Here is an 18,366-nt window from a genome sequence, read left to right on the forward strand (position 1 = left end):
GGGGTGGGAGGCTTGGGTGAGGGTGTGGGCTAGGGGGTGGAGGTCCGGCTCGGTAAGGGGGCTGACGGTGAGGCGTAGGGCGGGTGGGCTGGCGATGCGGAAGAGGGCGCCGGGGGCGGCGAGCCAGCCGGCGTCGCGCAGCACGGTGGAGGCGACGGTTTCGTCGGTCACCGGCACCCACACGTTGAGGCCGCTGCGGCCGTGTGCGGTCAGGCCGCGTTCGACGAGGGCGTCGATGAGTCCGCGGCGACGGCGTTCGTAGCTGTCGGCGGCCCGTTCGATCAGGGCGGTCACCGCCGGGTCGCGCCAGAGGGACAGCACCAGCCGTTGCGCCACGGTGGAGACCCAGCCGGTGCCGACCCGGGTACGGCCGGCCACCCGGGCCACCGTCGTCTCGTCCCCGGCCAGCACGGCCAGGCGCAGGTCGGGGCCGAAGGGTTTGCTCACCGAGCGGACGAAGGCCCAGTGGGCGGTCGCCCCGGCAAGCGGGTGCAGCGGTACGCGGGCCAGTTCGGCGGCGTGGTCGTCCTCGATCAGCAGGACGTCGGCACGGCCGGCGAGCAGGGCACGCAGGGCGGCGGCGCGGTCGGCGGAGACGGCGGCGCCGGTGGGGTTCTGGGCACGGCTGGTCACGATGAGCGCCCGGGCACCGGCCGCGAGCGCGGCGGCGACGCCCGCGACCAGTGGGCCGTCGTCGTCGAGCGGTACGCCGATCGGGCGCATGCCGAGGGCGGCGATGAGGTCGAGCTGATTGGCCCAGCCGGGATCCTCCACCGCGACGGCGTCACCGGGGCGCAGGTGGGCGGTGAGGAGTCGTTCGATGCCGTCGAGCGCGCCGCCGCTGAGGGTCAGTTCGGTGGCGGGCACGCCGTCGGCGGCGAGTCGCTGGCGGGCCGCCTCGGCGAACTCGGGCAGCGTGCCGGCATCGGAGTAGCTGATGGCGGGGCCGATGGTGTCGGCGAGCGCGGCGAGGTGGGGGCCGAGCGGCGGCAGCAACCGCGCGTCGGGTTCGCCTTTGGACAGGTCGCGCAGCCCGGCGGCGGGTGGGGGGCGTAGTGCGGCCCGGCGGGCGGCCACCGGCGGGCGGGGGCGGACCCGGGTGCCGTGCCGGCCGGCGGTGACGATGAGTCCGCGTTGGCGCAGTTCGGCGTAGGCGCGGGAGACGGTGGCCGGGCTGACGGCCAGGTCGGCGGCGAGGGCGCGTACCGGTGGTAGCGGGTCGCCGGGGGCGAGGGCGGCGTCGCGGATGCCGGACTCGATGCTGGCGGAAATCTCGGCGGCTGTCGCACCGCTCACCTGATATCGTGCTGACACAAATTCAGCATTGTACTAGAGCAAAGGTGGGAGCATGTACGCGCCGACCGCCCGCACCACCGCCAGTCGCTCCCGGGAGCGGATGAGTTACGACCGCGCCGCCGCCCACGCCGTCCTCGACGAGGCGTACCACTGCGCCCTCGGGTTCACTGTGGACGGTGAGCCTCGGGTGCTGCCCACCCTGCACGTACGCCTCGGTGACACGCTCTACCTGCACGGCTCCACCGGCAGCCGGCCGCTGCTGGCCGCCCGCGGTGACGGGCTGCCGGTCTGCGTGGCGGTCACCCTGCTCGACGCCCTGGTCTACGCCCGCTCGCAGGTCCACCACAGCGCCAACTACCGCTCGGTCATCGCGCACGGCACGGCCCGACTGGTCACCGACGTCGCCGAGAAGGCCGAGGTGCTGACCGCCCTGGTCGACAAGGTCGGTGCCGGTCGCGCGGCGGACAGCCGACCGCCGAACCGGCGGGAACTGGCCGAGACCGCCGTGCTGGCGTTGCCGTTGACCGAGGTCTCGGTACGTTCCCGTGCCGGTGGCGTCAGCGAGGAGCCGGCCGACCACGCGCTGCCGCACTGGGCCGGGGTGATCCCGCTGCGGCTGACGGCGGGCCTGCCCGAGCCGGACGTCGGGGTCACCGTGCCGGTGCCGCCCTATCTGCGGCCAACCCTCACCGGCGCACACCCGGAACCAGCCCACACCGCGTGGCACGAGCCGGTGGTGCTGCGCGGCGAACACGTGCTGCTGGAACCGCTGGACCTGGCCCACGCCGACGAGTTGTTCACCGCGACCGCCGACCCGCAGGTGTGGCAGCACCTCGGGTCGCCTCAGCCGACAACCGTCGACGAACTGGCGGCCGCTGTCCGCGCCTATCTGGGTGCCTGGCAGCGGGGTGAGCAGGTGCCGTGGGTGCAGCGCTGCGCGGTGACCGGCGCGGTGGTCGGCACCACCTCGTACTACGAGATCGATCCCGAACGGCGGTCGGTGGCGATCGGGCACACCTTCCTCGGTCGGCCGTGGTGGCGTACCCGAATCAACACCGAGGCCAAGCTGCTGCTGTTGGAGCGGGCCTTCGGCGACCTGGGGGCGGTGCGGGTGGTCTGGCACACCGACATCCGCAACGAACGTTCCCAGCGCGCCATCGAGCGGCTCGGGGCCATCCGCGAGGGCGTGCTGCGCAAGCACCGCCTGCGCCCGGACGGCTCGTGGCGGGACACCGTCCAGTATTCGATGACCGTCGAAGAGTGGCCGAATGCACAGGTCAGGCTGCGGGAAAGGCTTCGCGCGAAGGCGCCTTCGGCCTGATGATGTCCAGCGTGCTGGGGATCACCGACATCTGGACGTACGTGCTGGGCACCGTGGCCATCGTGCTGCTGCCCGGGCCCAACTCGCTGTTCGTACTCTCCACCGCCGCGCGACGCGGGGTGGGCACCGGTTACCGGGCGGCGGCCGGGGTGTTCGTCGGCGACGGGGTGCTGATGTTCCTCTCCGCCGCCGGGGTGGCGTCGCTGCTCAAGGCGTACCCGCCGGTCTTCCTCGTGATCAAGTACGCGGGTGCGGCGTACCTGGGCTATGTCGGGTTGACCATGCTGCGCGCGGCCTGGCGGCGCTGGCGGGACCGCAACGATCCCACCACCCCGCGCCTGATCGACGCCGCGCAGCCGGCGGAGATGCGCAGCCCGTTCCGCAAGGCGCTGGTGATCAGCCTGCTCAACCCGAAGGCGATCCTGTTCTTCGTCTCGTTCTTCATCCAGTTCGTCGACCCGACCTACCCGTGGCCGGCGTTGTCGTTCCTGCTGCTCGGCCTGATCGCCCAGGTGACCAGCGCGCTCTACCTGACCGCGTTGATCTTCGCGGGCACCTTCCTGGCCGCCCAGTTCCGCCAGCGTCGCCGGCTCTCCGCCGGCGCGACCACCGCCGTCGGCGCGCTCTTCCTCGGCTTCGGCGTCAAGCTCGCCCAGGGCTGAGGTGCAAGGAAGGGCACCTTGTTAACGCCTGAGGTAGTGAAAGGGCCCCCTGTTAACACCTCGGCTCGGCTCAACACCTCGGCTCGGCGGCTCGGCGCGCGGGCGGAAGGGTCAGGTGCCGTCGCCGCCGGTGCCGGCACCACCGGCCGTGCCACCGAGGCCGTAGCCGGGCGGGATCGGCTGGTCGGGCGGGCGGCTGACGTGGGCGGACTCGTTGATGCTCGCCGACCAGTCGGCGTGCGCCGCGGCGGCGGCGTGCCGGTTGATCGTCTCGCGTAGCCAGCCGTCGACCGTGGCGGTCCAGTCCCGCTTGTCGGCGTCGACGTGCCAGATCCGGAACCGGCTGATGCTGGTGTGGGTGATGCCCGCCAACGCCAGCCGACGGTCGCACCAGAGGATCACCTCAAGGCCGGCGGAGTTGGTCACGAAGATCACCTCCAGTTCGGTGATCGGCCCGGCGTAGAGCGGGCCGACCCAGAACCCCCACCGCTGGTGCAGGGGCAGCGTCTGCTCCACCCCGGGCAGCCGGCCGTCGATCAGACCGGACTGCCGCGCACTGAAGCCGAGGGTGTCCAGTGCGCCGAGGATGTGCTGCTGGGTGGGGAGCGGGTGGACGAAGATCGGCACCATCGCGCCCTGGTCCAGCGCTGGTTCGATGGCCACCTCGGTGCGCAGCCCCATCCGCAGGCTGAGCAGCGGTACGCCGCCGAGCGTGGTCACCGGGGTCTCCCAGGGCAACGGGAACTCGAACGGGATCGACCGGGCCCGGCCCGCCCGCAGGACCAGCGCGTCGGACACCTGCGCCTGATGGAACTGCACCAGGCGGCGGGGCGCCTCCGGGTCGTCCGGCTCGACCGTGCTGACCAGGCCGAGCCGGACGTGGTAGACCGGCACGTCGACGGAACCGGCGATCAGGTTCACCCGCCCCGGCAGCCGTAGGCCGGGGCGGGTGCTCGGATTGGCCAACGCGGTCTGCACCGTCAGGCCCGTACCGCCCGGTGACACCCCCGTCAGCCGCATCCGCGTCGCTCCTACCTCAGCCGGCGTACCGCACGCGGGATCGTGTCGGTTTCGTCGTCGAACTCACCGATGACCTCCTCCAGCAGATCCTCCAGGGCGACGAAGCCGACCGGTCGGGTCGGACCGGCGCCGTTGCGGACCATGGCCAGTTGGGACTGGCGGGCCCGCATCACGGCCACCGCCTCGGTCACCGTCGCCGTGTCGGGCAAGGTGATCGCGTCGTTCATCAGATCCGCTGCGGTGGCATCGGGCCGGACGGCGGCGGCACGTACCGCCTCCCGTACGTGCACCAGACCGCAGACGTCACCGGCGGCGTCCAGCACCGCCAGCCGCGACCGGCCGCTGTCCCGGCTGACCTGTTCGATCCGCTCGACCGGGTCGTCGAGGCGGACCGTCACCATCCGGTCGAACGGCTCCATCACCTGGGCCACCGTGGTCCCCTGCAGCTCCAGCATGCTGGTCAGCAACTCGTGCTGGGCGGCACCGAGCAGGCCGTGCTCGCGGGACTGCTCCAGCAGCATCCGCAGCTCGTCCGGGCCGTGCACCTGCGCCAGCTGATCCTGCGGGTTGACCTTCGCCAGCCGCAGCATCGCGTTGGCCACTGCGTTGAGGGCCGACAGCACCGGCCGGGCCACCCGGGCGAAGGCCCGGAACGGCAGGGCCAGCAGCAGCGCGGAGCGCTCCGGGTGGGTGATCGCCCAGGACTTCGGCGCCATCTCGCCGACCACCAGGTGCAGGAAGGTGACCAGGCTCAGCGCGAAGATCAGCGCGATCACGTGGCTGGCGCCGGAGGGCAGGCCGACGGCGTGCAGCAGCGGCCCCACCAGGCGTTCGATCGCCGGCTCGGCCAGCGCACCGAGGCCCAGCGTGCACAGGGTGATGCCCAGTTGCGCGCCGGCCAGCATCAGCGACAGCTCGCGTACGCCGTCGAGGGCGGCCCTGGCCGCCCGGCCACCGCCGACCGCCGCCTGCTCCAGGCGGTACCGCTTGCTCGCCACCAGGGCGAACTCGGCGGCGACGAAGAACCCGTTGAGGGCGAGCAGGACCACCGAGGTGATCAGCGCGAATCCGGTGCTCACGCGGTCACCTCCTCACGCCCGCCGGCCAACTGCAGGCGGACCGAGTCGGCCACGTGCCGGTCGACCGCGAGCACCTCGACCAGGGCTCTCGGGGAGACCTCAGCGTTGTCACCGTCGGCAGGCAGGTCGATCTCCAATCGGTCCCCGACCTCGGGCACCCGGCCCAGCTCGCGCATGACCAGACCGGAGAGGGTGTCGTACTCGGGATGTTCGGGCAGCGAGATGCCGGTGCTGTCGGCGACCTCGTCGATGCGCCAGCGCGCCGGCACCACCCAGGAGCCGTCGTCCTGCCGGGCCGGGGCCCGCTCCGGCGGGTCGTCCTCGTCGCGGATCGGGCCGACCAGCTCCTCGGCGATGTCCTCCAGCGTGATCACGCCGGCGAAGCCGCCGTACTCGTCGACCACGCAGGCCAGCTGACGGTGCCCGGAGCGCAGCCGGTCCAGGACCGTCGGCAGCGGCAGCGTCTCGGGCACCAGCAACGGTGGTACGGCGACCTCGCTGATCGGGGTGGTGGCGCGCTGCGCCGGGGGCACCCGGAGCACGTCGGAGATGCCGACCACGCCGATCAGGTCGTCCACGCCCTCGGCACCGCGCACCGGGAAGCGGGAGCGGCCGGTGTCGAGCAGCTCGACCACCCGGCTGATCGTCTCGTCGGCGCGTACGGTGTGCACGTCGACCCGGGGCACCATGACCTCGCCGGCGGTCAGCTGACGGAAGTCGAGCCCTCGGTCGAGCAGCTCGGACATCTCGGCGTCGAGGTGCCCTTCCAAGCGGGACTCGGCGATGATCTGTTCCAGGTCCTCCGGCGTGGCGCCGCTGGGCAGTTCCTCGATCGGCTCGATGCCGACCCGACGCAGCAGCCGCACCGCGGCCCGGTCGAACAGTTTGATCAGCGGGCCGGCGATCGCCATGTAGAACAGGGTGGACCGGGACAGGGCCCGGGCGACCGGCTCGGGTCGGGCGATGGCCAGGTTCTTCGGGGCCAGCTCGCCCACCACCATCTGCACCACAGTGGCGATGACCAGAGCCAGCACGACGGACAGCGGCAGCGTGACGCCGGAGGAGACGCCGGCCACGCCGAGCAGTTCGGCAAGTCCGGCGCCCAGGTACGGCTCGGCCACGTAACCGACGAGCAGGGCGGTGACGGTGATGCCGAGCTGAGCGCCGGAGAGCATGAACGACAGCCGCGCGGTCACCTCCAGTGCCCGGGCGGATGCCTGGTCACCCTCGGCGGCGCGCTGCTTGAGCTTGCCCCGGTCGACGGCGACGTAGCCGAATTCCTGCGCGACGAAGTAACCCGTCGCGACGGTCAGAACGATGATCAGGAGAAGACCGACGAGGATCAACACGGGAGGCTCAGGGCTCCCGGGGTCATCGGGTCATGTGGATGCCGGGGCTTACCCGGCTGGCTACTGCTGCCCTCCTGGGCAGAAGAGTCGATCATGCGGTCATTCTACCGGCCCGGCCGCCCCCGTCGTGGGGGCTGGGCAGCCCGCGCCCTCGGCATGTGAAAGGTCCGCCGGCCCGCGCGTCACCCACACCTCGCAGTCACCAGCAGACCCATCCGTCACCGTCAGCGGTCGGCCAGTTCGTCGGCGTCGAGCAGGCCCGGATCGAAGCGTCCGGTGCGGTAGGCGGCCCGACCGATCATCTGGGCGGCGACCGGGGCGGTGGCCAACTGGAAGACGCCCACCAGCGCGACCATGCCGAGGTCGGAGAGGGTACGCAGCCGCAGCACCAACCCGAGCAGCAGCAACAGCACACCCAGCACCTGCGGCTTCGTGGCGGCGTGCATCCGGCTCAGCGTGTCGGGGAACCGCAGCACCCCGACGGCGGCGGCCAGGCTCAGCAACGCACCGGCGACCAGGCTGACGGCACCGAGCCAGTCCGCCACGTCGGTCACGGTGAGGGCGGCCCAGTCCACGGCCGTCGCCGTCCCGCCCGACACCGTCCCGCCCGGCCCGGCGGCGGGCGGCGTCACGACTGCTCCCGGACGGCGAAGCGCACCAGGGAGACCGAGCCGACGAAGCCGAGCAGGGCCAGCACCACCAGTACGGGCAGCGTGCTGGCGTGCCGGTTGAGCGCCGCCTCGGCGCCCACCGCGCCGACCATCGTGGCGAGCAGCATGTCGGCGGCGACCACCCGGTCGAGCAACGACGGCCCCCGGTAGAGCCGGACGAGGGCGAGCAGCGCGGCCACGGAGAGCAGGCCGGCGATCATCAGACCGAGAAGGAAGGTCACGACAACTCCTTGTCGACGGGTACGGAGAGCACCTGACGCAACTCGGCGTTCGAGCCGACCGCGGCGACGATCCGCCGCTCCACGATGCGGACCTGCCGGCGGGCGGCGACGAGATCCGCCGGGCCGTGCACGTCGAGCACGTGCACGTAGAGAACCGCGGCCTGCCGATCCGTCTCCACGATCAGGGTGCCCGGGACGAGCGACAGCACCTCGGCGGTGAGCGCCAGGTTGAGATCGGTGGGCACCCGCAGTCGGACCGCCACGATGGCCGAGCGCGGGACGTAGCCGGGCTGCACCGCGATCCGGGCCACGTGCAGGCTGGCCCGGATCAGTTCGCCGACGAACCGCACCGTGAACACCAGCAGCCCACGCAGCCGCAGTCGACCGTCGAAGGTCACCGGTGGCAGCGGGAAGAACACCACCACCGCCGCGGCCACCAGCAACCCACCCAGCAGGTTCGCCCAGCTGAAATCGCCCCAGAACAGGTTCCAGGCCACCACCAGCCAGCCCACCGCCAACACCCGGTCGCGTCGACGTCCCAGCCGGGAACGCATGCCCTGGGCGGGCGTCGCGTCCGGCTCCGGCCGGGTCACGGTGGGCCGCCCGGCAGGACGGCATGGATGTACGGGGTTCGTTCCCGCAGGTCGACCGCCGCGCCCGTGGTCACGTCGAACAGGGGTCCGGCCGCCACGGTCAGGGCCACGCCGAGGACCACCAGGGCCGTGGTGGCGCCGACCGTCAACATGGGCAGCGGTGCGTTCGAGTTGCCTGTCACGCAGGGCACCCGCCAGAACGCCATGCTCCACGCCCGGCTGGCCACGTAGAGGGTGAGCAGGCTGGTGATCGTGCCGACCGCCACGAGCGTCCAGGGCAACGTTCCGCCGACGGCCGCGCCGGCCTGGAGCAGGCCGAGTTTGCCGAGGAACCCGGAGAACGGTGGGATGCCGGCGAGGTTCATGGCCGAGACGAAGAAGAGCAGTCCGAGCAGGGGCGCCACCCGGGCCAGCCCGCCGAGGCGGCGCAGGTCGGTGCTGCCGGTGCGTTGCTCGACCAGGCCGGCGACCAGGAAGAGGGTGGTCTGGATGGTGATGTGGTGGACCACGTAGAAGATCGCGCCGACCAGGCCAGCCACCGTGCTGAGCCCGACTCCGAAGATCATGTAGCCGATGTGGCTGACCAGGGTGAACGAGAACAGCCGCTTCATGTCCGACTGGGCCACCGCGCCGAGGATGCCGACCAGCATGGTCAACCCGGCCACCACCAGCAGCAGCGTGCCGGCCTGCCCACCGGGGAAGAGCAGCGTCTGGGTCCGGATGATGGCGTACACGCCGACCTTGGTGAGCAGGCCGGCGAAGACGGCGGTGACCGGGGCCGGGGCGGTCGGGTAGCTGTCGGGCAGCCAGGCCGACAGCGGGAAGACCGCCGCCTTGATGCCGAAGGCCAGCAGCAGCATCAGTTGCAGGCTCAGCCGGACCCCGTCGGGCAGGGCGTCCAGTCGGGCGGCGAGGTGGGCCAGGTTGAGGGTGCCGGTCGCCGCGTACACCAGGCCCACCGCGATCAGGAAGATCATCGAGGCCAGCACGTTCACCACCACGTACGTGGAGCCGGTACGGATGCGCAGCCGGGTGCCGTTCAGGGTGATCAGGACGAAGCTCGCGGCGAGCAGCATCTCGAAGCCGACGTACAGGTTGAACAGGTCACCGGCGAGGAACGCGTTCGTCACGCCGGCGGTCAACACCAGGTAGGTGGGGTGGAAGATGGCCAGCGGCGCGCTCTCGCCGGTCTCCCCCTGGCCCTGGCCGATCGAGTAGAGCAGCACGCAGAGGGTCACCGCCGAGGAGACCACCAGCATCAGCGCGGCCAGTTGGTCGGCGACCAGCACGATGCCGACCGGTGCAGGCCAGGCGCCGATCTGGACGACAAGTGGTCCGTGCTGGTACGAGCGCACCAGCAGCAGCACCGACACCAGCAGGGTGGCGCTCAGGCAACCGACGCTGACCATGCGCTGTGGCAGGGGCCGGTTCGCCAGCAGCAGCGTCAGTGCCGCGCCGAGCAACGGCAGCAGCACCGGCAGCGGTACGAGCGTGCTCATCGTCCGCTCCGGCCGGGGTTCGGCGCGTACCGGCTCATCCCGGCCCCTCCCCGCGTCGCGGCCCGGGTGCGGGCGCGTCGAGTTGTTCGGGATCGAGTTCCGGTGGTTCCTCACCGAAGTCGACGGTCGAGACCTCCTTGCGCGCGGCGCGTTGCTTGATCCGCTGGTCCTCGATGTCGTCGGGCACCTCGTCGTCGCCGTCCAGATACCAACTGCGGTAGCTGATAGCCAGCAGGAAGGCGGTGAAGCCGAAGGTGATCACGATGGCGGTGAGCACCATGGCCTGCGGCAGCGCGTCGCTCATCGCCGCCGGTTCGGTGACCCCGACCACCGGCGCCCCGCCGGGCCGCCCGCCGAAGATGATCAGCAGGTTGATTCCGTTGCTGATCAGGATGACACCGAGCAGGACCCGACTCAGGCTGCGTTCCAGCAGCAGGGTCACGCCGCACCCCACGAGGATCCCGATCGCGAGGAAGGACACCAGGTTCGCGCCGGCACCTGTCATCTGCGCCGCCCTCTCCCGCGTTCGACGGCGAGCCCTCCGGGCCGACCGCCCGAGGCCTCGATGTTCCGGTCGATCTCGGCCCCGAGACTGCGCAGCACGTCCAACGCCAACCCGATCACCACCAGGTACACACCGACGTCGAAGAAGAGCGAGGTGACCAGGTAGAAGTCGCCGATCAGCGGCAGCCAGAGGTCGATCTTGGCGCTTTCCAGCGCCGCGCCACCGGCCAGCATGCTGGCCAGCGCACCGCCGACCGCCACCGCCAACCCGGCCCCGAGCACGGTGCCGGCGTTGATCGGCGCGGCCTCGGCCAGTTCGTACCGACCACCGGCGAGGTACCGCATGGTCAGCGCCAGGCTGGCGACCAGCCCGCCGGAGAAGCCGCCGCCTGGCGCGTTGTGGCCGGAGAAGAGCAGGTAGAACGAGAACAGCACGGCGGTGTGGAAGATCAGCCGGGTGACCACTTCCAGCACCAGGGAACGGTTGCGCTCGTGCAGGGTGGCGCCGCCACGCAGCCAGACCGGTCGACCGGCGAGGACCTCGCCCCGGTCGACGTCCAGCCGACGCGGCCGGGGGCCGGTGCGGGACCGCTGGAAGACCAGGCTGGCCACCCCGGTCGCGGCGACCACCAGGACCGACAACTCGCCCAGGGTGTCCCAGGCGCGGATGTCGACGAGCGTCACGTTTACCACGTTGCGGCCGTGTCCCTGCTCGACGGCGAGTTGGGGAAAGTCCTCCGAGATGCTGCGCGCCTGCCGGGCGGTGGCGGCGGCGACGGCGAGTCCGGCCACGGTCAGCCCCACGATCGCCCCGATCCCCCGTCGTAGCCATCGGCTGCTCCACAGCGGACGCACCGAGAACCGTTTCGGCAGGCGGCGCAGCACCAGCACGAAGACCGCGATCGTCACGGTCTCCACCAGGAACTGGGTCAGCGCGAGATCGGGTGCGCCGTACAGCACGAAGAACATCGCGGTGCCGTAGCCGGTCATGCCGACCAGCAGCATCGCGGTCATCCGGCGACGGGCACCCACGGCGAGGAGCGCAGCCACGCTGATCACCACAAGCACCACCGGCTGGGCCGGCGTCAGCCACAGCGCGATCGGGTGCTGCCACGGCTCGATGTACAGCAGCACACCACCGGGCACGGCGGCCAGCACCAGCAGGATCAGACCGAGGTACTGCGGCAGCGAACCCCGCTGCGTCACGCTTGTGACGTCCACCGCGACCCGGTCGAAGCGGTGGGTGACCCACTCGTACCCCTGCTGACCGGTGACCGGCACGCGTACCCGCGCCAGCGCGGGGGCCAGCGGACGGCGCAACCAGAACACCACCGCGCCGCCGGCCAGGACCAGCGCCGACAGTCCGAGCGCCAGGTTGAGGCCCGACCAGAGCGCCAGGTGCGCGTGCACGGGCCCGAAACTCTCGGCGTACGGTCGCAGCAGGTGGTCCACGGGGCCGGCGGCCACACCGGCGGCGAGCCCGACGAGGGCCAGCCCGGTCGGTGGCAGCAGCATCGCCGGCGGGATCCGCCCCAGCCTGGTCGGCGCGATCCCCGGGCGGCTGCCGAAGGCGCCCCAGAGGAACCGGAGGCTGTAGGCGACGGTGAGCACGGTGCCGACGACAAGCACCGCCAACACCACCGGCCGGTCGGTGAACGCGGCGAACACCGCCTCCTTGGCCACGAAACCGAGCAAGGGCGGCACGCCGGCCATGGAGGCGGCGGCGAGCACGGCGACGCCGGCCAGCACCGGTGCGGCGCGTCCCAGCCCGGAGAGTTTGCGCAGGTCCCGGGTGCCGGCACCGTGGTCGATCACGCCGACCACGAGGAACAGCGTCGCCTTGAACAGCGCGTGCGCGGCCAGCATCGCCACACCGGCCAGCGCGGCGTCCGCGGTGCCGACGCCGATCGTCACCGCCAGCAGGCCGAGTTGACTGACCGTGCCGTAGGCGAGCAGCAGCTTCAGATCGTGCTGCCGCAGCGCCGCCCAGCCACCGATCACCATGCTGGCCAGCCCGGCGACCAGCACCACCGGTCGCCACGGCGCGGCCCCGGCCAGCACCGGGGCGAACAGGCCGAGCAGATAGACGCCGGCCTTCACCATCGCCGCGGCGTGCAGGTACGCGCTCACCGGGGTCGGTGCCGCCATCGCCACCGGCAGCCACGAGGTGAACGGCAGCAGCGCCGACTTGGACAGCGCGCCGAGCAGGATCAGCAGCACCGCGACCACCAGGTACGGGCCTTCGGGCAACGGGCGGGCGGCGATCTCCGACCAGCGGTAGGTGCCGGCGTGGTGGCCGAGCATGATGAACCCGACAAGCATGGCCAGGCCACCGAGCGTGGTCAGGATCAACGCCTGACCCGCCGCCCAGCGGGCCGAACGCCGCTCTGTGCTGTGCCCGATCAGCAGGTACGAGAAGACAGTGGTCAGTTCCCAGCAGACGTAGAGCAGGAGCAGGTCGTCGGCGAGGACGAGCCCGAGCATCGCCCCGGCGAAGCCGACCATGACGGCGGCGTACTGGGCCGTGCCGACGGCGTCGGCCGGCAGGTAGCGCGCGCTGTAGACCAGCACCAACGCGCCGACGCCGCCGACCAGCAGCGTCATCAGCCAGGACAGGGTGGTCATCCGCAGCGCCAGGTCCAACCCCAACTGCGAGATCCACGGGTACGTCTCGACCACCGCGCCGCCGTGCGCCACGTCCGGCGTACGCACCAACGCCCAGCCGAACGCGGCGGCGGGCGCCAGGGCCAGCGGGTAGCAGGCACGCCGACCCCACCGACGCACCAGTAACGGCGCCACGATGGCTGCCGTGAGGTGCAGGGTCAGCAGTACGAGCACGCGCGCTCCCGTCGAGGTGGGGCAGCGGCGCCCGTTTCGCGTGCCGGCGCCTGAGAGGGATCAGACGACAGTTTCGGTGCAAGCTAGGCGGTTTTGGCGAAAAAACCCCATATCTGATGCACCTTGCCGCAACGGCGTGACGGTCCTCGGCCAGCCGTGCCACCGCCGCTGCGGTGGTGCGGTCAGCCGTGCGAGGGCCGCGCCGGGTCGCGTGCGGGCTCCACCATCAGATCCGGCCGGCCGATGCGCCGGGCCGCCTCGTTGACCAGCCGCTGGGTGGCGGTCAGGGAGCGGACGGAGAGCAGTCGGCCCCGGCTCTCCCGGCGCAGCACGAAGTAGTGCACGGCGACCCGCACCTGCGCCCGGTCGGCGGCGCTGGCCTGCGCGGTGACGACGACCAACTCCCGCAGGCAACTGGCGAGCCGCTCGGCCAACTCGAGGTCGGGGCCGCGCAGCCCGGCACGCAGAGCGACGACCCGACTGTCGACCTTGCGGATCAGAACGTCGGTGCCGGATCCTGGGCCCCGCTGCTCGACGGCCATCCGATCTCCTCACCGCTCATCGTGCCGCGGGTGAAGTTACTTTATGTTGCCTGCCACAAGCAAGCAGTTAAGTAAGACTTAACGGATTAAGCGCTCAAACAGCGATGAGCCTTTTAATAACCCCCTAATCTCCTCAGTTTGCCCCCGGTGCGGGTCCGCGGATGTCGGTGCCTCGGTGCAGGATGGGCTGGTGGACTCCAGCGCAGCACCGACGGGCGGCCCGACGCTCTCCCGTTTCGGTGCGGCGACCCGGGAGTGGTTCAGCGCCGCCTTCGAGGCACCGACGGCCGCCCAGGCGGGTGCCTGGACGGCGATCGCCGCCGGCCGCAACGCCCTGGTCGTGGCGCCGACCGGGTCCGGCAAGACCCTCGCCGCGTTCCTCTGGTCGCTCGACCGGCTGGCCCGCGAGCCCGCCCCGGCCGACCCCCGACACCGGTGCCGGGTGCTCTACGTCAGCCCGCTCAAGGCGCTCGCGGTCGACGTCGAACGCAATCTCCGCACCCCGCTGGCGGGCATCCGGCAGGCCGCCAGCCGGCTCGGGCTGCCCCCGCCGGAGATCACCGTCGGGATGCGCACCGGCGACACCCCGGCCGACGAACGCCGGGCCTTCGCCCGCACCCCACCGGACATCCTCATCACCACCCCGGAGTCGCTGTTCCTGCTGCTGACCTCGGCGGCACGCGACTCGCTGCGCGGCGTCGAGACGGTGATCGTGGACGAGGTGCACGCGGTGGCCGGCACCAAACGCGGCGCGCACCTGGCGCTGTCCCTGGAACGGCTCGACGAACTGTTGCCGGCGGCGGCGCAGCGGATCGGGCTCTCCGCGACGGTCCGACCGGTCGACGAGTGTGCCCGGTTCCTCGGCGGTGCCCGCCCGGTCGAGGTGGTCGCCCCGGTCACCGCCAAGACGATCGAGGTCAGCGTCCAGGTGCCGGTGGAGGACATGACCCACCTCGACGAGCAACCGACACCGCAGGACGCGCTCGGCGGCCCGCGCACCGCGTCGATCTGGCCCGCCCTGGAGGAACGGGTGTACGCCCTGATCCAGGCGCACCGCTCGACAATCGTGTTCACCAACTCCCGCCGCAGCGCCGAGCGGCTCTGTGCGCGCCTCAACGAACTCGCCGCCGAGCAGTCCGCAGGTGAGCCGTCGGCGGCTGCCGGTGCCGGCCGCACCCCGGCGCTGATGATGGCCCAGGCCGGGGCGGTGGCCGGCGCTCCGCCGGTGGTCGCCCGGGCGCATCACGGCAGCGTCTCCCGAGAGGAACGCCGGCACATCGAGGAGTCGCTCAAGGCTGGTCAGTTGCCGGCCGTGGTCGCCACCTCCAGCCTCGAACTCGGCATCGACATGGGCTCGGTCGACCTGGTGGTGCAGATCGAGGCACCGCCGAGCGTCGCCGCCGGTCTGCAGCGGGTCGGCCGGGCCGGGCACCAGGTCGGCGCGGTGTCGCGCGGCGTGGTGCTGCCCAAGCACCGCGGCGACCTGCTCTCCTGCGCGGTGGTCGCCGAGCGGATGAGCGAGGCCACCATCGAGGAGCTGCACCATCCCCGCAATCCGTTGGACGTGCTCGCCCAGCAGATCGTCGCGATGGTCGCGCTGGACCAGTGGCGGGTCGGGGACCTGGCCGCGGTGGTACGCCGGGCGGCACCCTTCGCCGAGCTGCCCGACTCGGCCCTGCACGCCGTCCTCGACATGCTCTCCGGGCGCTACCCGTCGACAGCCTTCGCGGAGTTGCGGCCACGGCTGGTCTGGGATCGCGCCACCGACGTGCTGACCGGTCGTCCGGGCGCGCAGCGACTCGCCGTGACCAGCGGCGGCACCATTCCCGACCGGGGGCTGTTCGGCGTCTTCCTGGCCGGCGCGCAACGCGCCGCCCGGGTCGGCGAGCTGGACGAGGAGATGGTCTACGAGTCCCGGGTCGGCGACGTTTTCCTGCTCGGCTCCTCCTCCTGGCGGATCGAGGAGATCACCCCGGACCGGGTCCTGGTCTCCCCCGCGCCCGGGCAGGCGGCCAAGATGCCGTTCTGGAAGGGCGACCAGCCGGGCCGCCCGGTGGAGCTGGGTCGGGCGATCGGGGCCCGGATCCGGACCCTGCTGCGCCACGGCGACGAACAGGCCACGGCTGCGCTGCGGGCCACCGGGTTGGACGACTGGGCCGCCGGCAACCTGATGGCGTACCTGCGCGAACAGCAGGCCGCGACCCGCGCGCTGCCGGACGACCGGACGGTGGTGGTCGAGCGGTTCCGTGACGAGCTGGGCGACTGGCGGCTGGCCGTGCACAGCGTCCTCGGCGCCCGGGTGAACGCACCGTGGGCGCTGGCCGTCGCCCGTCGACTCGGCGAACGCTACGGCCTGGACGCGCAGGTCCTGCCCTCCGACGACGGCATCGTCGTACGCCTGCCGGACACCGCCGACAGCCCACCCGGCGCCGACGTGGTGGCCTTCGATCCCGACGAGATCGCGCAGTTGGTGGAGGAGTCGGTCGGCACCTCGGCGCTGTTCGCCGCCCGGTTCCGGGAGTGCGCGGCACGCGCGCTGCTGCTGCCCCGCCGGGACCCCCGCCGCCGGCAGCCGCTGTGGCAGCAGCGGCAACGCGCCGCGCAACTGCTCGACGTCGCCCGCGAGTACGCCGACTTCCCGGTCACCCTGGAGGCGGCCCGGGAATGCCTCCAGGACGTCTTCGACGTGCCCGCCCTGGTGCAGGTGATGCGCGACCTCGCCGGCCGCCGGGTACGCCTGGTCGAGGTGGAGACGCCCCGACCGTCGCCGTTCGCCCGCTCCCTGCTCTTCGGGTACGTCGGCGCCTTCCTCTACGAGGGCGACGCCCCACTCGCCGAGCGCCGCGCCGCGGCCCTGGCCCTGGATTCGGCCCTGCTCGGCGAGCTGCTCGGCCGGGTCGACCTGCGCGAGTTGCTCGACCCGGCGGTGCTCACCGAATCCGAGCGGCAGCTGCGCTGGCTGACCCCGCAGCGCCGACCCCGCGACGCGGAGGACGTGGTCGAGCTGCTGCGCCAGCTCGGCGACCTGAGCGCCGAGGAGTTGGCCGAGCGGGGCGTGCCGGTGGACTGGCTGACCGATCTGGCCGCCGGCCGCCGGGTGCTGCGGGTACGCATCGCCGGGCAGGACCGCTGGGTGGTCGTGGAGGACGCCGGTCGGCTGCGGGACGCGCTCGGGGTGGCGCTGCCGGTGGGAGTGGCGCAGGCGTACCTCGAACCGGTGGCCGACCCGCTCGGCGACCTGGTCGCCCGGTACGCCCGTACCCACGGTCCGTTCCCGGCGGCCAGTTGCGCGGCCCGGTTCGGCCTGGGGGTCTTCGTGGTGGAGCAGGCGCTGCGCCGGCTGGCCGCCACCGGGCGGGTGGTCTCCGGCGAGTTCACCCCGGACAGCGTCGGCACCCAGTGGTGCGACGCGGAGGTGCTGCGGCTGCTACGCCGCCGGTCCCTCGCGGCGCTGCGTCGGGAGATCGAGCCGGTGCCGCCCCGCGCCCTCGCCACCTTCCTGCCCCGGTGGCAACAGGTCGGCTCGTCGGCCCGGGGCGTGGAGGCGGTGGCCGCCGTCGTGGAGCAGTTGCAGGGCGTGTCGATGCCGGCGTCGGCGCTGGAGCGGCTGGTGCTCCCGGTCCGGGTGGCCGACTACTCTCCCGCGTTGCTCGACGAGCTGTGCGCCAGCGGCGAGGTCGTGTGGGCCGGTGCCGGTGCGATCGCCGGCGGGGACGGTTGGGTCACCCTCGCCTACGCCGACGTCGCGCCGCTGCTGCTGCCCCCGCCGGACGACGCACTGGCGCGTACTCCCCTGCACGACGCGGTGCTCGACGCCCTCGGCGACGGTCAGGCGTTGTTCTTCCGGGCACTGTCCGACCGGGTCGGTGCCACCGACGACGCCGAGTTGACCACGGTCGTCTGGGATCTGGTCTGGGCCGGGCACCTCACCAACGACACCCTGGCGCCGCTGCGGACGGTGCTCGGCGGTGGCGGCGCGCACCGGGCCCGACCGGCGGCGACACGCGGCCGCTACCGACGCCCGGGGCGGGTGGCGCTGCCCAGCCGGGGCGGTCCACCGACGGTGGCCGGTCGGTGGTCCCGGTTGCCGGAACGCGACGTCGACCCGACGCGGCGGGCCGCCGCCCTGGCCGACGTGCTGCTGGAACGACACGGCGTGCTCACCCGGGGAGCGGTCGTGGCCGAGCAGGTGTCCGGTGGCTTCGCCGCGGTCTACCCGGTGCTGGCCGCGCTGGAGGAACGCGGTGCCGCCCGACGTGGCTACTTCGTCGACGGGCTCGGCGCGGCACAGTTCGCCGTGCCCGGCGCGGTGGACCGGATCCGCGCCCTGGCCGAGCCGCTGGACGCCACGCCGGCCCGTGGTGGCCCGGCCGTGCTGCTGGCCGCCACCGACCCGGCCAACCCGTACGGTGCAGCGTTGCCCTGGCCGGAACGGGTGGTCGACTCCGGCGACGCGGCGGCACCGGCCACCGGCCACCGGGCCGGCCGCAAGGCCGGTGCCCTGGTGGTGCTGGTCGCCGGTGACCTGGTGCTCTACGTGGAGCGGGGCGGGCGGACCATCCTCTCCTTCACCGACGACGCCGACGCGCTGGCCGGTGCCGGGAAGGCCCTGGCCGACGCCGTCGGTTCCGGCGCGTTGGGGCCGATCTCGGTGGAACGGGCCGACGGCGAGGCGGTACGCACCTCGGCGCTGCACGACGCGCTCACCGCCGCCGGCTTCCGGGCCACCCCGCGCGGTCTGCGCCTACGCGCCTGACCCCACGTGCGGCGG

The 18,366-nt window shown here is 72.6% G+C and carries 14 protein-coding genes; 3 read left to right on the forward strand and 11 right to left on the reverse strand.

The window, feature by feature from the left end; all coding sequences use genetic code 11:
- Nucleotides 1-1,314, reverse strand: a 1,314-nt coding sequence (locus tag C1A38_RS21830; RefSeq protein ID WP_102659651.1) for an aminotransferase class I/II-fold pyridoxal phosphate-dependent enzyme, incomplete at its 3' end; no start/stop codon positions are given.
- A 34-nt stretch (nt 1,315-1,348) separates the two neighbouring features.
- Between C1A38_RS21830 and C1A38_RS21835 the strand changes: the two genes are divergently transcribed.
- Together C1A38_RS21835 and leuE are read left to right on the forward strand one after the other, a co-directional pair.
- Nucleotides 1,349-2,617, forward strand: a complete 1,269-nt coding sequence (locus C1A38_RS21835; protein WP_102659622.1) for a bifunctional pyridoxamine 5'-phosphate oxidase family protein/GNAT family N-acetyltransferase — start codon at nt 1,349-1,351, stop codon at nt 2,615-2,617.
- Complete coding sequence (gene leuE / locus C1A38_RS21840) at nt 2,617-3,279, forward strand: leucine efflux protein LeuE (protein ID WP_102659623.1); 663 nt, start codon at nt 2,617-2,619, stop codon at nt 3,277-3,279. The genes C1A38_RS21835 and leuE overlap by 1 nt, the downstream gene beginning before the upstream one ends.
- A gap of 111 nt (nt 3,280-3,390) precedes the next feature.
- On the opposite strand, the gene C1A38_RS21845 is transcribed toward leuE, so the two are convergent.
- The 10 genes from C1A38_RS21845 to C1A38_RS21890 form a co-directional block, all read right to left on the reverse strand.
- Nucleotides 3,391-4,299: a sporulation protein gene (locus C1A38_RS21845; protein ID WP_102659624.1), complete on the reverse strand. Its 909-nt coding sequence runs from the start codon at nt 4,297-4,299 to the stop codon at nt 3,391-3,393.
- Between the two features lie 11 nt (nt 4,300-4,310).
- Nucleotides 4,311-5,378: a hemolysin family protein gene (locus C1A38_RS21850; RefSeq protein WP_102659625.1), complete on the reverse strand. Its 1,068-nt coding sequence runs from the start codon at nt 5,376-5,378 to the stop codon at nt 4,311-4,313.
- A complete protein-coding gene (locus tag C1A38_RS21855; protein WP_102659626.1) occupies nt 5,375-6,727 on the reverse strand; it encodes a hemolysin family protein in 1,353 nt (450 codons plus the stop codon). Before C1A38_RS21855 ends, C1A38_RS21850 begins: the two co-directional genes overlap by 4 nt.
- A gap of 224 nt (nt 6,728-6,951) precedes the next feature.
- The gene (gene mnhG / locus C1A38_RS21860; RefSeq protein WP_373307016.1) at nt 6,952-7,359 is read right to left on the reverse strand and encodes a monovalent cation/H(+) antiporter subunit G; all 408 of its coding nucleotides are present in this window, start codon (nt 7,357-7,359) and stop codon (nt 6,952-6,954) included.
- Nucleotides 7,356-7,598: an MrpF/PhaF family protein gene (locus C1A38_RS21865; protein ID WP_238358597.1), complete on the reverse strand. Its 243-nt coding sequence runs from the start codon at nt 7,596-7,598 to the stop codon at nt 7,356-7,358. Before C1A38_RS21865 ends, mnhG begins: the two co-directional genes overlap by 4 nt.
- Before the next feature lie 17 nt (nt 7,599-7,615).
- Nucleotides 7,616-8,212: a Na+/H+ antiporter subunit E gene (locus C1A38_RS21870; RefSeq protein WP_102659628.1), complete on the reverse strand. Its 597-nt coding sequence runs from the start codon at nt 8,210-8,212 to the stop codon at nt 7,616-7,618.
- Complete coding sequence (locus tag C1A38_RS21875) at nt 8,209-9,711, reverse strand: Na+/H+ antiporter subunit D (RefSeq protein ID WP_102659629.1); 1,503 nt, start codon at nt 9,709-9,711, stop codon at nt 8,209-8,211. The genes C1A38_RS21870 and C1A38_RS21875 overlap by 4 nt, the downstream gene beginning before the upstream one ends.
- Nucleotides 9,712-9,745: 34 nt before the next feature.
- On the reverse strand, nt 9,746-10,216 hold the full coding sequence (locus C1A38_RS21880) for a Na(+)/H(+) antiporter subunit C (protein WP_102659630.1): 471 nt from the start codon (nt 10,214-10,216) through the stop codon (nt 9,746-9,748).
- Nucleotides 10,213-13,053 (reverse strand): Na+/H+ antiporter subunit A, encoded by a 2,841-nt coding sequence (locus tag C1A38_RS21885; protein ID WP_102659631.1) that lies wholly within the window; start codon nt 13,051-13,053, stop codon nt 10,213-10,215. The genes C1A38_RS21880 and C1A38_RS21885 overlap by 4 nt, the downstream gene beginning before the upstream one ends.
- 182 nt (nt 13,054-13,235) lie before the next feature.
- Nucleotides 13,236-13,595 (reverse strand): hypothetical protein, encoded by a 360-nt coding sequence (locus tag C1A38_RS21890; RefSeq protein WP_102659632.1) that lies wholly within the window; start codon nt 13,593-13,595, stop codon nt 13,236-13,238.
- 175 nt (nt 13,596-13,770) lie between these two features.
- On the opposite strand from C1A38_RS21890, the gene C1A38_RS21895 reads away from it, so the two are divergent.
- Complete coding sequence (locus C1A38_RS21895; RefSeq protein WP_102659633.1) at nt 13,771-18,351, forward strand: ATP-dependent helicase; 4,581 nt, start codon at nt 13,771-13,773, stop codon at nt 18,349-18,351.
- Nucleotides 18,352-18,366 lie beyond the last annotated feature (15 nt).

Source organism: Verrucosispora sp. ts21 (assembly GCF_002879555.1).
Taxonomy (GTDB): Bacteria; Actinomycetota; Actinomycetes; order Mycobacteriales; family Micromonosporaceae; genus Micromonospora; species Micromonospora gifhornensis.

Coding starts and splice junctions, on each gene's coding strand:
- C1A38_RS21865 (WP_238358597.1), bottom strand. CDS start 7,598: ATGATCGCCGGCCTGCTCTCCGTGGCCGCGCTGCTCGCCCTCGTCCGG.
- C1A38_RS21845 (WP_102659624.1), bottom strand. CDS start 4,299: ATGCGGCTGACGGGGGTGTCACCGGGCGGTACGGGCCTGACGGTGCAG.
- C1A38_RS21880 (WP_102659630.1), bottom strand. CDS start 10,216: ATGACAGGTGCCGGCGCGAACCTGGTGTCCTTCCTCGCGATCGGGATC.
- leuE (WP_102659623.1), top strand. CDS start 2,617: ATGATGTCCAGCGTGCTGGGGATCACCGACATCTGGACGTACGTGCTG.
- C1A38_RS21890 (WP_102659632.1), bottom strand. CDS start 13,595: ATGGCCGTCGAGCAGCGGGGCCCAGGATCCGGCACCGACGTTCTGATC.
- C1A38_RS21875 (WP_102659629.1), bottom strand. CDS start 9,711: ATGAGCACGCTCGTACCGCTGCCGGTGCTGCTGCCGTTGCTCGGCGCG.
- C1A38_RS21835 (WP_102659622.1), top strand. CDS start 1,349: ATGTACGCGCCGACCGCCCGCACCACCGCCAGTCGCTCCCGGGAGCGG.